Raw genomic sequence first — 13,041 nt, forward strand, 5'->3', positions numbered from 1 at the left:
TCTACTCCCCGTTTTGGTAAAAAAAGATCAATCGGCCGAACCAGCCGTCTTTCTCCTCATGTTCCGTTTTGGCCACTTTGACGGCGGAGCCTTCCGGTTTATCGTACCGATGATAGTTTTCATACTCTGAATTCACCCATATCATAGCATAATAGAACAGCGCGGTAAAACCTGTGAACAGAATAAACACTTTGATCGTATCCGCGGCTGTTTTCAGGAATCTGCCCATCTTTCGATCGACCCTTTCTTTGGCGGCTGTTAGTACACCTTATGCCAATTTCAAAGGCTTTTATACATAAAAACAGCAAAAAACCCTTTCCTGGCAGAAAAGGTTCATAGGCTTTTACTCTGTTTCATCCCCGCGGCAGCGGTGGCAGATTCCGTGAAAAGTCAATCTATGATCTTTAATTTTAAATTTCCAATCACGTTCAATCACTTCTTCAACGTCTTCAAGCAGATCTTCTTCAATTTCATCGACGGCTCCGCACTCCATGCACACCAAATGGTGATGAAAGTGAGCCGCGCCTTCTTTGCGAAGGTCGTAGCGGGATACGCCGTCCCCGAAGTTAATTTTATCAACGACTTTTAATTCTGTTAATAATTCTAATGTACGATATACTGTAGCGAGACCAATTTCAGGAGATTTCTCTTTTACGAGGAGGTATACATCTTCTGCGCTTAAATGGTCTTCTTCGTTTTCAAGCAGCACTCTTACCGTTGCTTCCCGCTGTGGCGTAAGCTTGTAACTTGACGAGTGCAGCTGCTTTTTAATTCGATCAATACGGTTTTCCATGTCTTTCCCTCCTACGCCGCATTCCATGACTCATTATAACAAAATACGCGCAGAGTTCCAACTATAATTATTATAAACTGATAAATAAAAGTATTATTTTGTGATAATCATTCTAAAATATGCGTGAAGACAGCTTTTCCATAAACAGCGGAGACACGTACGCTTCGAGCAGCGAAGCGATGACCGAGAAGAAAACGATGAGAATCAGTACGAAGGCGTAACGTCCGAACCATTGGATCGGCGCGTCATGAAGGCTGCGTTTGACAAACAGCTGCCGGATCAGTTTCAGTGAAAAAGCGATGGAGCATGTCCCCATGATAAGATATGCCGGAATGAGAACGATGTTTTGCGGCAGAACCGAAATAAATGACAGGAAAAACCCGTTCATCCCCATTTGATTCACTAAAAAACCGACCGTGAAGCCGACGACGATTCCTTTTAAAAACACCATAATGAAAATAACCGGAAGACCGATCACGGAAATACCAAGAATCCACATCAGCCCCAAATATTTTACATCATGAAAGACGGCCTGCCAAAACATTTCTGAAGCGCCGGCATGTTTTCCGTCAGACAGCTGTCCGAAAAACTTGCTTAAATAGTAATACAAATCTTCTTTCTGCGTGATGGTCATGCTGTTGACGATGATCGCCCCGAAAATGACTCCCATCAAAAACAAGACGAACACAAATATATAAAGTGACAGATGATCCTTTACATGGCGAAAAAACAGTTCTTTGTACGATTGTTTTCTCATACCGCTTTCCTCCCGCTAATCTATTGACTTGATTTAGTAGATTGTATGAAAGAAAAGAGAAAACATGACAGAGAAATCATAGAAAGGCGCGAGATTCGGGCATAAAAAAAGAACCCCCGTCATCACTCCGGTGATCATAGGGGTTCCTTTTTTTATGCTTTATTCTTTCAAGCCTGTCTTTTTTGGTTTTCGTCACTCTTTCATGGGTGCTGAAAGACGGCGCCGTCCCCCTTGACAAGACTGCGTCACGCATCCCGTTTCTTCTGAGATGCTCCCGCATTTTTTTCGTTTTGCTCTTCGCCATGTGCCAATCGCTCCTTTTTGCCTTTTCTTTATCATAACAAAAAAATCCCGATGTGTTCATGAATACGGCTCATGTTTCGACCGGTAAGCGCGCAGAGACGTTTTGGCAGATGAATAGCTCCCCATAGCGGCGTATCCGTAAAAAAATCCCATGAAAATCCCCGCATACACGTGTTCATGGTGACCGAAAACGATAGACACAACATTTCCGGCAGCAAGGGCAATCGTGGGAACGAATATGCCCGGAACCCGGCAGAACACTTTGATCAGCTGTGTAACGCATAAGACGACCGGCACGCCGATCACAGCATCCCAAATATTTGTATGGATCAGCGGAAAATAATCCACATTGACACCTCTTTATTCCGTCTTTTGCTATCTGTTAGCCTGCCTAAGAATTCCGTTTCCTATTCATCTAAAAAAACAGCACCGGCACATGTCCGGTACTGTAAGAGTTGTTTATTTTCCTGCCGCGGCCCGTTCTACGGCTGCTGATACAGCCTGATGCACGTCCGCATCCAAAGGCTGAGGCACGAGATCGCCGTGTTTTGTGCAAGAGGCGATGGCTTCTGCGGCCGCCACAAGCATTTCATGGTCGATTTTCTTGCTTTTGGCGTTCAGCGCGCCGCGGAAAATCCCCGGGAAGCCGAGAACATTATTGACCGAGCGGCCGTCGGCTGCATAAGCGGCTCCGGCTTGTAATGCGTCTTCCGGTTCAATCTCCGGCTTCGGATTAGATAAGGCCAGAATGACATGTCCTTTTCTGACATCCTCTTTTTTAATGAGACCCGGAACTCCGGTGGTGCTGATCACAATGTCACACGTGTCCATTAAATCTTTGATGCTTCCAAGCGGCTGACCTCCGTACTGAGCGAGGCGGTTCATTGCGTCTTCTGACTTGTCCGTTCCGCAGACCGCTTTGACTCCGTATGCCATAAACATCCGGCAGATGGCGACGCCTGCCGCGCCGAGACCGATCTGTCCGACCTTCGCTTCTTTTAAATCAAGACCGGCGCTTTTACAAGCGGAAATGGCGGCGGCGAGCGTGACGACCGCCGTGCCGTGCTGATCATCGTGCATAACCGGAATATCCAGTTCTTCTTTCAGGCGGTCTTCAATGTCAAAGCAGTGAGGCGAACCGATATCTTCAAGCAGTATTCCGCTGAACCCCGGAGAAATATGTTTTACCGTGCGAATAATTTCTTCCGGATCAGAGGTATCAAGCAAAATCGGAATTCCGCTGATACCCGCCAGCTGGTCAAAAAGCGCGGCTTTCCCTTCCATTACAGGCATTCCGGCGACAGAACCGATATTGCCGAGGCCGAGAATCGCCGTGCCGTCGGTGACAATGGCGACAGAATTGCTGATTGTCGTATAGATGGACGCTTTTTCAGGCTCGTTTTCAATCAGTCGGCACACATCGGCGACGCCCGGTGTATAAACACGGCCAAGCTCAGCCAATGTCCGGATCGGCATTTTGCTTTTCATTTGAATTTTGCCGCCTTCATGAGCAGAGAGCACTTCATCTGAGACTGTATGAAGCCGGATGCCTTCACCGAGAGCTTCAATGGCTTGAATGATTTCCTGCAGCTGCTCCTCATTTTCGGCCTGCACCGTGATGTTGCGCATTGTGTAGTTCGGGCCGACTTTAACGGTTTCAACTTCCCCGATATCTCCGCCCATCACTCCGATGGCGGTTGCCACTTTTCCGAGATTTCCGGGAACAGTCGGCGTTTCAATCATTAACGTCCGAATCATATGCTTTGTAATCATGAAATGAACCTCCTAACCCAATTTTTGAGATTGCAAGGATTTTTCTTTCGTGTACCAAATGAATTTCCCCGTGTATCCGTACAATATTGCCAGTCCGATAGATACAAAACTGAGCCACATGAACGGCAGATATGAAAATGTGGATACGCCGAGAATGCCGGCCATATAGATGCCGTTATCAGACCACGGCACCATCCCTGAAGTAAGCGTTCCGCCCACCTCTGCGTTCCGGGATAAAACTCTTCTGTCAAGTTTCAGTTTATCATAACTGTTCTCCATGATTTTCGGCGTCAGAATCAATGACACGTACATCGCACAGCCGAAAATGTTTCCTAAAAGGGCGACGATCAATGTCGAAAGCGTCACATTTCCCGGTGTGGTCAGCTTTTTCTCAAAAGTTGAGACAATCACTTTTAATACGCCGAGCTTCTCAAGAATTCCCCCAAAACCGAGACCGAACAGAATAACGACTAACGTATCCAGCATACCGGTAATGCCTCCGCGGTTTAACAGGCCGTTTAAAAATTCGACGTCCGTTTTAATAGAAAAACCATTATAAGCAGTCGCAATGGCATCGGCAAAATTCATTCCCTGAAAGACGGAAGCCCAGATTGCGCCAAGCAAAGCACCGATGACGATAACGGGCATAGACGGCTTTTTCAAAATCAGAAGGACAACGACGACAACAGCCGGAATGAGCATCCATATATGAATATCAAACGTTTTCTGCAATGAAGATTTTAAAAATTCCACTTTGTCGAGATCAATATTTTTTCCGCCGTATATAAATCCCGTTACGGTAAATAGAATGGCCGTAATAATATAGGACGGAATTGACAGATACATCATCGCTCTGACGTGTGACAGCACATCCACCTTAGAAAGCGTGGAGGCAAGCACCGTACTGTCAGACAGCGGTGAAAGCTTGTCTCCGAAGTAAGCGCCGGACAAAACGGCTCCCGCTACGATCGGAAGCGGTATACCCATTCCCTCTCCGATGGCAATCATGGCGATTCCCGCGGTTCCCACGGTTCCCCACGACGTTCCGGTCGCAACGGACATAACGGAACAGATAACCAGTGTAGCCAGAAGGAAAATATGAGGATTAATAAACTCTAAACCATAATAAACTAACGTCGGCACAACGCCGCCGGCAATCCATGTCCCGATGAGCGCACCGACCGAAACGAGAATCAACACCGCTTCAAGACCGTTTGATATCCCGGTGACAATCGAATCCTGCAAGTCTTTATATGAATATCCCAGCCTGACTCCGAGAATAATAGCGAAAAACCAGGATATTAATAGAGCTAGCTGGATCGGCAGGTCTAAAAACACTGTGAACGATAAGACAAGTGCTAAAAACCCGAATAATAAGATAATAATTTCCAATAAATTTGGCAATCTGACCTCTTTCACAAGAAAATCCCCCTAGAAGAAAAAAGCTAAAACGCTTTCATCAAATGATATAACAAATTATACTATACTGCCTCATCCCTTTGTATGGCAACCGCCTATTCACTGAAAAACGTGAAAAGGCGGTTGTTGTTACTTTAAAATTTATTTTTCTAATAGATCTTTTCCAGCAATCCCCGGTTTTGTCATTTCATACGGATTCAAAATGATATCCAATTCTTCTTCTGTCAGGACATCATTTTGAAGGCAAAGATCTCTTACAGATTGCCCCGTCATGATGGCTTCACGGGCAATTCGCGCAGCCGCTTCATACCCGAGGTGCGGATTGACCGCTGTAATGACGCCGACGCTCTTTTCCACGTATTGCTTCAGACGTTTTTCGTTGGCTTCAATTCCCGCCAGACAATGATCGGTAAATGAACGGAACCCGTTATTCATGATGCTGATGGATTGAAGCAGGTTAAATACGAGTACCGGCTCCATTACGTTAAGCTCCAGCTGGCCCGCTTCTGAAGCGAGGCAGATCGTATTGTCATTCCCGATGACCTGGAAGGCGATTTGGTTGATCAGCTCTGCCATTACAGGGTTGACTTTCCCTGGCATAATGGATGATCCCGGCTGACGGGCGGGCAGTGAAATTTCCGCAAGTCCCGCGCGCGGGCCTGAAGCCATTAAGCGCAGATCGTTGGCGATTTTAGACATGTTCATCATGCATACTTTCAACGCGGCTGAAACTTCCGTATACGCATCAGTGTTTTGTGTGGCGTCAACCAAATGGCCGGCGCCGACAAGCGGCAGTCCGCTGATGTCAGCCAGATGCTTTACAACCTGTTCTATGTAGCGCGGATCGGCATTAAGCCCCGTCCCTACGGCCGTTGCCCCCATGTTGACTTCATACAGATGCTGGCGGGATTGTTTAATTCGCTTTATGTCACGCTCGAGCACGCGGCTGTATGCTTCAAATTCCTGTCCGAGACGGATCGGCACAGCGTCCTGAAGGTGTGTGCGCCCCATTTTAATGACAGAATCAAATTGTTTCGCTTTATCCTTAAAGACACTCAGCATATGCGCCATCGTATCAAGGAGCTTATCCAAAAGTTTTAAGGTGGAAATATGGATTGCCGTCGGGAACACGTCGTTCGTCGATTGTGACATGTTGACGTGTGTGTTCGGGCTGAGGTGAATGTATTCACCTTTTTTATGCCCCATGATTTCAAGCGCTCTGTTGCCGATTACTTCGTTGGCATTCATGTTCATGGACGTTCCGGCTCCCCCTTGGATCGGATCGACGATGAATTGGTCATGCCATTTCCCCTCAAGAATCTCGTCTGCGGCCTGGACAATCGCATTTCCGATTCCTTCATACAGCCGTTTTACATCCATGTTGGCAAGCGCCGCCGCTTTTTTGACGATGGCGAGCGCATTAATCATCTCTTCGTGGATGCGGTAGCCGGTAATCGGAAAGTTTTCTTTCGCGCGCAGCGTTTGGATTCCGTAATACACATCAGCTTCAATTTGTTTTTCTCCGAGGAAATCTTTTTCCTGACGATATTCTTTTTGCGCGTTTGTCATGCTAAAACCCTACTTTCTCTTTGTGGTAGTCATGTTTTTACAGTACAACGTCGTCTGCGATCGGTGTCTCCATAATGTTTTTGACTTCAGCCAAGTTGTGAGACTGGCCGAGCGCCCACATTAATTTCGGCACGATGGCTTCCGTGTTCATATTTCTGGAGCGGATAATGAGATCTTGATTGACTCTTCGGCCGACTTCATAGACGCTCATGTCCTCTCCTTCTTCAAGACATTGTGTCGTAATGACGACGACAATGCCGCTTTCAATCATTTCATTGACTTTGGCGAGAATGTCTCTTCCTTCAAACGGCACGCCGCCGCTGCCGTAGCTTTCAATGACGATCCCTTTGTACATGCCCTTTAATGCGTCAAACATTTCCGGTTTCAGCCCCGGGTGGAGCTTGAGCAGGCACACGTCCGTGCAAAGTGAGGTATTGACCGTAAAGGCATCGTCTTTTGGCATGTGCACTTGTTTGTTGTATTCAATTCCGTTTTCGGTAATAAACGCGATATACGGATAGTTAATGCTCTCAAATGCATCATAGCTTTTCGTTCTTAATTTAATGGCGCGTGTGCCTTGAATGACTCTGCCGTCAAATACGACGTATACGCCGCCCACCCCTTCACATGCGAAGCGAATCGCGTCCGTGATATTTTTTTTGGCATCGGTTTTTTGAAATGTAATCGGAATTTGCGAACCCGTAATGACGATCGGTTTATCAGCATGCTGAAGCATATAAGACAGTGCCGCTGATGTATACGCCATTGTGTCTGTCCCGTGCGTAATGACGAACCCGTCATATGCGTCATATTTTTCTTTGACAGCATTTGCGATTTCGGCCCAGTATTCAGGCTGCATATTTGTGCTGTCGATGTTCATTAACGAATGGGTTTCCATCGTGTAATCGTTATCAAGTTTTGATACGTAGGTTAACAATTCGTCTGCTTTCACCCCGGGTGCAAGCCCGTTTTCTCCTTCGACTGAGGCGATTGTTCCTCCGGTTGTTAACAGCAATAATTTTTTCATACCCTGCACCTCTTCATCCATTTCTCAAGATGTGTTAAGCATTCGCTTTTCGCATACTTTTAATCAAATTATAGACAGACGATTGAAATTAATCAAGTGATTATTATTCAATTCGCGTACACTTTTGCATATCGATATGATATAATTTGCTCAAGTGAAAAGGAGCGGTTTTGAATATGAATTTAGATCGTTTAACTGAACTGAGAAAAAAGAAAAATTGGTCTCTTCAATATACGGCTGACCGTCTCGGCATCGCCAAAAGCACGTACGCCGGGTATGAATCAGGATACCGGCGTCCGTCATTCGAGGCGCTGGGCACGCTTGCCGATCTGTTTGACACGACGTGCGACGATTTACTGGGGCGCGCTGAAAAAAAGGCGGAGCCGTTTACCCAGACCATCGAATTAACAAACGCCGCACAAGGCCGCGGCACACTGACCGTTGACGGACAGCCGCTGAATCAGGATGAAATCATCGAATTGATTGCGTTTGTCCGCACGAAAAAGAAGGTGCAGGAGGAGCTCCGCTAAAATCCGGCTTTTACGGCTTGATTCTGCCGTACGTCCCTCCGCCCCCGGCCTCAAGGACGAGCTGCCCGGTGCGCGCTTTATGAATGACAGCCGCTATTTTAGGCTGGACGACATGCGCCAATTCCTCTTCTTGCGCCTGATGAAGAATCGCCATCTCCGTCCCGAAAGCCCGCTTCAGTTTGTCTAACGTTTTCGGCCCGACCCCCGGAATGAACTGCAGCGGGATTTGATGAATATACGGCGGCCGCGGCACGCGGCTTTTTTTCGGGCCGCTCAGTTCCTCCAGCCGTTCACTGACCCCTTTTGTCATTGTTTTCCCCCCGCACTCCGGACAGGCGGAAGCTCCTTTTTCAACCGGGCTGCCGCAGCGGTCGCAAGCCGTCCGGTAATACTTCCCGAGCTTCGGGTTCAGCCCGTAATTCGCCGTGATTTTTCTTCCGTCCTTCCCTTTTAAAGCCAGCGAAAATTCCGTGAAATTCGCTTCTTTAAGAAGCATTTCATTATATTCTCTGCCGATTTTTCCTAAGGAATGCGCATCAGAATTTGTTAAAAATGTATACGGATCAAGTTCCGTTACCCGCGAAGCCATGTCGGTGTCGCAGCTTAATCCGAGTTCCGCCGCATCAATGAGCGCCGGGTCGAAAACTTCTGTCAAAGAAGATATGACCCCTTTTCCGTACAGGCTTTTATGCGGGGTGAACATATGGGCGGGAATAAACAGCCCGCCCAATTCCTTTGTTTTCCTTTGAAGATTCAAACCGGTTTCATAAATACGCTGGGAACTGAGATGGATATTTTTAAGCCTTTTTGCGAGCCACTCAGAAAACATCTTCATTTCGGCAAGAGACGGCATAAAGACGAGAACGTGAATCGGCCCGCGGCATGTGTGATCATAGATTTCAAGCTCACTGCCCAACAGAAGCGTCGTATTCCGATACCGGATGCCGCCTTCTTTCAGCTCACGGTATCTGCCTTCATCAATTCCGCGCTCGATTTCTTCTATGACTTCCGGGGAATGGCAGTCGATGATGCCCAATAGTTCAATTCCCTTCCCCTCACTGGCCTCTTCTAAAATCCGATGCAGCGTCAACGTTTTGGCCCCGGTGATTTTGACCGGTTTTCCCGTATAGGTGCGGCCGATATGAATATGCAGATCCGCATAGATGGTTTTCATCATTTTTCCTTCAGTGCTTCTTTCAGCTGCAGATACTGAATCGCGTACGCCGTTTTTGCGTCATACACCCTGCGGGATTCAATCAGCTTCACGGCCTCTTCAAGCGTGACCTGCATGACTTCGACAAATTCATCCTCATCCAGTTCGCGCTTTTCTTCCAGCGGCGAAAGCCCTTCCGCAAGGAAGAGATGCACGATTTCATCAGCAAACCCGGGTGATGTATAAAAAGCGGTGATTTTCGTCAAGGTTTCCGCCGTATATCCCGTTTCTTCCTCGAGCTCTCTTAACGCCGTATGTTCCGGCTCTTCCCCCTTTTCAAGCTTCCCGGCCGGAATTTCAACGATTGTCCGTTCCAGCGGCTTTCTGAACTGGTTCACCAAAATGATTTTTCCTTCTTCGGTCACCGCAAGTACGGCCACCGCTCCCGGATGTTTGACGATTTCCCGCTTGCTTGTTTTTCCGTTCGGGAGCTCTACATCCTCTAAGTAAAGATCTATGACTTTCCCGTCATACAGCTTTTTTTTCGCAAGTGTTTTTTCTTCTAAATGTTTCATCATGTCATCTCCCGTTCTGTCTCTCTATTATGCCTCATATATTTTATCATACATGCATGAGAGGGAGGTGCTTTTCGATTGAAGGTGTACCGGAAGGATAAAAGTATCGTATTGGTCGGAAAGGCGTGGGAAGTGCGGGCTAAACTGAAAGAATACGGACGGACATTCCGCTATGTCGGAGATTGGATCACCGGGCCTTAACAGTTGAAAACTTCGCGCCTTTATATTACGGTCAATAAAAGACTATAAAAAGGAGCGAAACGATGAGAAAACGCACACTGGGACATTCTGATTTAGAAATAAGCGAAATCGGGCTCGGCTGTATGTCGCTGGGCACGGATAAAGCTGAAGCGCTGTCTATTTTGGATGAAGCGATCGAGCTTGGAATCAATTATTTAGATACCGCTGACCTTTATGATTTCGGCAGAAATGAGGAAATTGTCGGGGAGGCCGTCAAAAACCGCAGGCACGACATCATTTTAGCCACGAAAGCCGGAAACCGCTGGAATGATGATAAAGACGGCTGGCATTGGGACGCCTCCAAAGGATACATAAAAGAAGCGGTCAAAAACAGTCTGCGCCGGCTGAAAACGGACTATATCGACCTTTATCAGCTGCATGGCGGCACGATGGAAGACCATATTGACGAAACGATCGAAGCGTTTGAGGACTTAAAACAGGAAGGTGTCATCCGGTATTACGGCATTTCCTCGATTCGTCCGAATGTCATTAAAGAATATGTAAAAAAATCAAATATCTCAAGCGTTATGATGCAATACAGCCTGCTGGACCGGCGTCCTGAGGAGTGGCTTCCCCTTTTAGAGGAGAACAGAATCAGCGTCGTCGCCAGAGGGCCTGTCGCTAAAGGGCTTCTTACGGAAAAACCGCTTGATCAAGCAGCCGCAAGCGTAAAAGAGAACGGCTATTTAACATATTCTTTTGCAGAACTGGAAGAAACTAAAAAAGCGATCAGCGCTGCCGCACCTGACTTGAGCATGACGGAGCTTTCCCTTCAATACTTACTGTCACAGCCGGCCGTCGCTTCTGTCATCACCGGAGCCAGCTCACTTGAGCAGCTGAGAGAAAACTGTTCGGCTGCAGAGGCCCGGCGTTTAAGCAGCCAGGAAATCAAAGCTCTGCAATACCATACAAAACGGGACGTATACGAAGCCCATCGTTCTTAAACAATAAAACCGGCACCTTGTCAGATGCCGGTTTATTTATATTTGTGCCAATCGAGACTGCTTTCATTCAGCAGCTCTTCAAAGCTTTTATTTTTTTCTTTTTCTTTTCGTTTTCTGATTTGTTCCGCTTTTTGCTGCGCCTGTTTTTTCTCGTCTTCTTCCTTCAGCTCACTTTTCATTTGCAAAAGCCTGGCCTTCAGATCTTCCCCCAGATCGTCTTTTAAGCTGTGTTTTTCTTTAGGCAGCTGCTTTTTCATCATTACGCCCCCCGTATCTGAATATGGTGAAGCAAGTGTACCACGGAGCGCCGGAGGCCGGCAACGTTCACGGTCCTGAAAAGCCGGAGGAAGGATTTTTCATATGAAAGGAGGGTGCCTGTGTGAAAAAATGGCTGGCGGTGTTCGGTTCGGCTTGCGCAGTCTTTTTGGCTGCCGGATTCGCTTTTACGAATCTGATTATGTTTATGAAGAAAAAGACGGATGAAGATATCATGAAAAAAGAAACGGCCGACGGGCATGATAGATTTGATTCCTTTCAGGCCATGGAAAAAGAAGAGGCCGTCATCCTGTCACGCCACGGGTATGAGATCAAAGGCTTTTACGTCGCCCCGCATCATACGGCAAACACCATGATTATTTGTCACGGCGTTACCGTAAATTCGTTCAATTCATTGAAATACATGGATTTATTTTTAGATTTAGGCTGGAATGTGCTCGTATATGACCACCGCGGGCACGGAAAAAGCGGCGGCAGAACGACGAGCTACGGCTATTTTGAAAAAGATGATTTGGAAGAAGCCGTGAATTGGGTGAGACACAAAACGGGAGACGGCGGTCAAATCGGCATCCACGGGGAATCGATGGGAGCGGTGACGGCCTTATTATACGCGGGCGGGCATCAGGATGAAAACGGCGCTGATTTTTATATTGCGGACTGTCCGTTCGCAAGCTTTCGCGATCAGCTCGCCTACAGGCTGAAGCGGGAGTTCCGGCTGCCTCCGTGGCCGCTTCTGCCTTTGGCTGATTTCTTTTTGCGGATGAGAGAAGGATACCGTATCCGTGATGTATCGCCTTTATCGGTTATCAGCCGAATCCGGCAGCCCGTGCTGTTTATTCACAGTAAGGAAGATGATTATATACCTCCCGCTTCTTCCGAATTGCTGCACCGCAGAAAACGCGGCCCGAAGATGCTCTATCTGGCCGAATCGGGCGGGCATGCCATGTCGTACACCAAAAATCCGGAGAGCTACCGCAAAGCCGTTCAAACCTTTTTAGATACCATGACGCAAACGTAAAAAAGCGAAAGAACGTATGCTGGTTCTTTCGCTTTCCCGTCATAAAACGTCGGTAATCCCGTCCATATTTTCTCCGATCCAGTCAATGGCGAGGTCGATTGTCGTAAACTCCTGCGCTTTGAAGGTCATCTCATCCTGAAGCAGCCAGACATCCTTCTGAACGGATTCAGCGCCTCCGATGGACCAGTGCAGCAGACTGTACGGGTGGTTGTTGTTCAGAAAGGATACCCACGTTTTATGCTGTGCCGTCTGTTTAATGGCTTTCAGCTTTTGATTCACTTTCCGTTTCTCCCTGCTTTACTAATATGCTCATTCTCGGGCTCAGCATCTCTGCCGGGCTTTTTAAGACGAGCGTTTTTGCCTTTTCATTGTAATCGATTGTCATTTCCTCGTCAAAAAACACTTTTTGTGAGGTCTGGATGTAAAGCGGAAGTCCGTTGGTTTCAATGGCCTCGCATTGTCCCGTTAATTCGTCCGCCAGCCAGATGGTCGGCACGCCGCTCACCGCGCACCCGCAGCCTTCTGCGTCATAGCGGAGCTGCGCTTTTTTCCCCGGGTTGGCGTCCATCGCCTGCTGAAGTGTGTGTTTCGCCGCATCCGTCACATGTATTTGCATAGATGATCCTCCGTTTTTCATTTTCGCCATTGTAGCATACCGGAGCCG

Annotated in this window: 18 protein-coding genes; 4 read left to right on the forward strand and 14 right to left on the reverse strand. The window is 47.4% G+C overall.

The genetic code is table 11. The annotated features are described in order from the left end of the window. Position 1: 1 nt before the first annotated feature. The 9 genes from ACWJJX_RS11675 to ACWJJX_RS11715 form a co-directional block, all read right to left on the reverse strand. Positions 2-229, reverse strand: a complete 228-nt coding sequence (locus ACWJJX_RS11675) for a YqzK family protein (RefSeq protein ID WP_003153331.1) — start codon at positions 227-229, stop codon at positions 2-4. A 114-nt stretch (positions 230-343) separates the two neighbouring features. Next, positions 344-793, reverse strand: coding sequence for a ferric iron uptake transcriptional regulator (gene fur, locus ACWJJX_RS11680; RefSeq protein ID WP_003153330.1), 450 nt, complete (start codon positions 791-793; stop codon positions 344-346). A 112-nt stretch (positions 794-905) separates the two neighbouring features. Beyond that, positions 906-1,550, reverse strand: a complete 645-nt coding sequence (spoIIM, locus tag ACWJJX_RS11685; protein WP_007409404.1) for a stage II sporulation protein M — start codon at positions 1,548-1,550, stop codon at positions 906-908. A 76-nt stretch (positions 1,551-1,626) separates the two neighbouring features. Beyond that, positions 1,627-1,854, reverse strand: a complete 228-nt coding sequence (locus ACWJJX_RS11690) for a hypothetical protein (RefSeq protein WP_003153326.1) — start codon at positions 1,852-1,854, stop codon at positions 1,627-1,629. 56 nt (positions 1,855-1,910) lie between these two features. Beyond that, entirely contained in the window at positions 1,911-2,201 is a 291-nt protein-coding gene (locus tag ACWJJX_RS11695) for a hypothetical protein (RefSeq protein WP_003153325.1), read from the reverse strand. Between the two features lie 111 nt (positions 2,202-2,312). Then, on the reverse strand, positions 2,313-3,626 hold the full coding sequence (locus tag ACWJJX_RS11700) for an NAD-dependent malic enzyme (RefSeq protein WP_014305342.1): 1,314 nt from the start codon (positions 3,624-3,626) through the stop codon (positions 2,313-2,315). A 12-nt stretch (positions 3,627-3,638) separates the two neighbouring features. Continuing rightward, positions 3,639-5,045, reverse strand: coding sequence for a Na+/H+ antiporter NhaC (gene nhaC, locus ACWJJX_RS11705; RefSeq protein WP_454022993.1), 1,407 nt, complete (start codon positions 5,043-5,045; stop codon positions 3,639-3,641). Positions 5,046-5,186: 141 nt separating this feature from the next. Next, the gene (gene aspA / locus ACWJJX_RS11710; protein ID WP_003153322.1) at positions 5,187-6,614 is read right to left on the reverse strand and encodes an aspartate ammonia-lyase; all 1,428 of its coding nucleotides are present in this window, start codon (positions 6,612-6,614) and stop codon (positions 5,187-5,189) included. A 37-nt stretch (positions 6,615-6,651) separates the two neighbouring features. Then, positions 6,652-7,641 carry a type I asparaginase gene (locus ACWJJX_RS11715; RefSeq protein ID WP_003153321.1) on the reverse strand — a complete coding sequence of 330 codons (990 nt, stop codon included), beginning with the start codon at positions 7,639-7,641 and terminating at the stop codon, positions 6,652-6,654. A gap of 176 nt (positions 7,642-7,817) precedes the next feature. Here ACWJJX_RS11715 and ACWJJX_RS11720 point away from each other — a divergent pair, with 176 nt between their 5' ends. Next, positions 7,818-8,171, forward strand: coding sequence for a helix-turn-helix domain-containing protein (locus ACWJJX_RS11720; RefSeq protein ID WP_015388050.1), 354 nt, complete (start codon positions 7,818-7,820; stop codon positions 8,169-8,171). A 10-nt stretch (positions 8,172-8,181) separates the two neighbouring features. Here ACWJJX_RS11720 and ACWJJX_RS11725 read toward each other — a convergent pair whose 3' ends face one another. Beyond that, the gene (locus ACWJJX_RS11725) at positions 8,182-9,345 is read right to left on the reverse strand and encodes a TIGR00375 family protein (RefSeq protein WP_015388049.1); all 1,164 of its coding nucleotides are present in this window, start codon (positions 9,343-9,345) and stop codon (positions 8,182-8,184) included. Then, complete coding sequence (locus ACWJJX_RS11730) at positions 9,345-9,899, reverse strand: NUDIX hydrolase (protein ID WP_003153317.1); 555 nt, start codon at positions 9,897-9,899, stop codon at positions 9,345-9,347. Before ACWJJX_RS11730 ends, ACWJJX_RS11725 begins: the two co-directional genes overlap by 1 nt. 78 nt (positions 9,900-9,977) lie before the next feature. Between ACWJJX_RS11730 and mciZ the strand changes: the two genes are divergently transcribed. Further along, positions 9,978-10,100 carry a Z-ring formation inhibitor MciZ gene (gene mciZ / locus ACWJJX_RS11735; RefSeq protein ID WP_003153315.1) on the forward strand — a complete coding sequence of 41 codons (123 nt, stop codon included), beginning with the start codon at positions 9,978-9,980 and terminating at the stop codon, positions 10,098-10,100. A 62-nt stretch (positions 10,101-10,162) separates the two neighbouring features. Further along, positions 10,163-11,083 (forward strand): aldo/keto reductase, encoded by a 921-nt coding sequence (locus tag ACWJJX_RS11740; RefSeq protein WP_060674371.1) that lies wholly within the window; start codon positions 10,163-10,165, stop codon positions 11,081-11,083. Between the two features lie 32 nt (positions 11,084-11,115). Here the strand turns inward: ACWJJX_RS11740 and ACWJJX_RS11745 are convergent, their stop codons facing one another. Further along, positions 11,116-11,340, reverse strand: a complete 225-nt coding sequence (locus ACWJJX_RS11745; RefSeq protein WP_070082061.1) for a YqkE family protein — start codon at positions 11,338-11,340, stop codon at positions 11,116-11,118. A 122-nt stretch (positions 11,341-11,462) separates the two neighbouring features. Here ACWJJX_RS11745 and ACWJJX_RS11750 point away from each other — a divergent pair, with 122 nt between their 5' ends. After that, positions 11,463-12,377 carry an alpha/beta hydrolase gene (locus ACWJJX_RS11750; protein WP_025649815.1) on the forward strand — a complete coding sequence of 305 codons (915 nt, stop codon included), beginning with the start codon at positions 11,463-11,465 and terminating at the stop codon, positions 12,375-12,377. Positions 12,378-12,416: 39 nt separating this feature from the next. Here ACWJJX_RS11750 and ACWJJX_RS11755 read toward each other — a convergent pair whose 3' ends face one another. Next, entirely contained in the window at positions 12,417-12,656 is a 240-nt protein-coding gene (locus ACWJJX_RS11755; RefSeq protein ID WP_003153307.1) for a DUF2552 family protein, read from the reverse strand. Continuing rightward, positions 12,631-12,993: an iron-sulfur cluster biosynthesis family protein gene (locus tag ACWJJX_RS11760; RefSeq protein WP_014305346.1), complete on the reverse strand. Its 363-nt coding sequence runs from the start codon at positions 12,991-12,993 to the stop codon at positions 12,631-12,633. Before ACWJJX_RS11760 ends, ACWJJX_RS11755 begins: the two co-directional genes overlap by 26 nt. Between the last annotated feature and the right edge of the window lie 48 nt (positions 12,994-13,041).

It is taken from the genome of Bacillus sp. YH3-2-B2 (genome assembly GCF_053663335.1).

What these genes read in the sequence shown, in the direction of transcription:
- ACWJJX_RS11715 (WP_003153321.1), bottom strand. Translation starts at nt 7,641, where the DNA reads ATGAAAAAATTATTGCTGTTAACAACCGGAGGAACAATCGCCTCAGTC.
- ACWJJX_RS11700 (WP_014305342.1), bottom strand. Translation starts at nt 3,626, where the DNA reads ATGATTACAAAGCATATGATTCGGACGTTAATGATTGAAACGCCGACT.
- ACWJJX_RS11740 (WP_060674371.1), top strand. Translation starts at nt 10,163, where the DNA reads ATGAGAAAACGCACACTGGGACATTCTGATTTAGAAATAAGCGAAATC.
- ACWJJX_RS11730 (WP_003153317.1), bottom strand. Translation starts at nt 9,899, where the DNA reads ATGAAACATTTAGAAGAAAAAACACTTGCGAAAAAAAAGCTGTATGAC.
- ACWJJX_RS11690 (WP_003153326.1), bottom strand. Translation starts at nt 1,854, where the DNA reads ATGGCGAAGAGCAAAACGAAAAAAATGCGGGAGCATCTCAGAAGAAAC.
- fur (WP_003153330.1), bottom strand. Translation starts at nt 793, where the DNA reads ATGGAAAACCGTATTGATCGAATTAAAAAGCAGCTGCACTCGTCAAGT.
- ACWJJX_RS11675 (WP_003153331.1), bottom strand. Translation starts at nt 229, where the DNA reads ATGGGCAGATTCCTGAAAACAGCCGCGGATACGATCAAAGTGTTTATT.
- ACWJJX_RS11725 (WP_015388049.1), bottom strand. Translation starts at nt 9,345, where the DNA reads ATGAAAACCATCTATGCGGATCTGCATATTCATATCGGCCGCACCTAT.
- spoIIM (WP_007409404.1), bottom strand. Translation starts at nt 1,550, where the DNA reads ATGAGAAAACAATCGTACAAAGAACTGTTTTTTCGCCATGTAAAGGAT.
- ACWJJX_RS11720 (WP_015388050.1), top strand. Translation starts at nt 7,818, where the DNA reads ATGAATTTAGATCGTTTAACTGAACTGAGAAAAAAGAAAAATTGGTCT.
- aspA (WP_003153322.1), bottom strand. Translation starts at nt 6,614, where the DNA reads ATGACAAACGCGCAAAAAGAATATCGTCAGGAAAAAGATTTCCTCGGA.
- ACWJJX_RS11745 (WP_070082061.1), bottom strand. Translation starts at nt 11,340, where the DNA reads ATGAAAAAGCAGCTGCCTAAAGAAAAACACAGCTTAAAAGACGATCTG.
- ACWJJX_RS11760 (WP_014305346.1), bottom strand. Translation starts at nt 12,993, where the DNA reads ATGCAAATACATGTGACGGATGCGGCGAAACACACACTTCAGCAGGCG.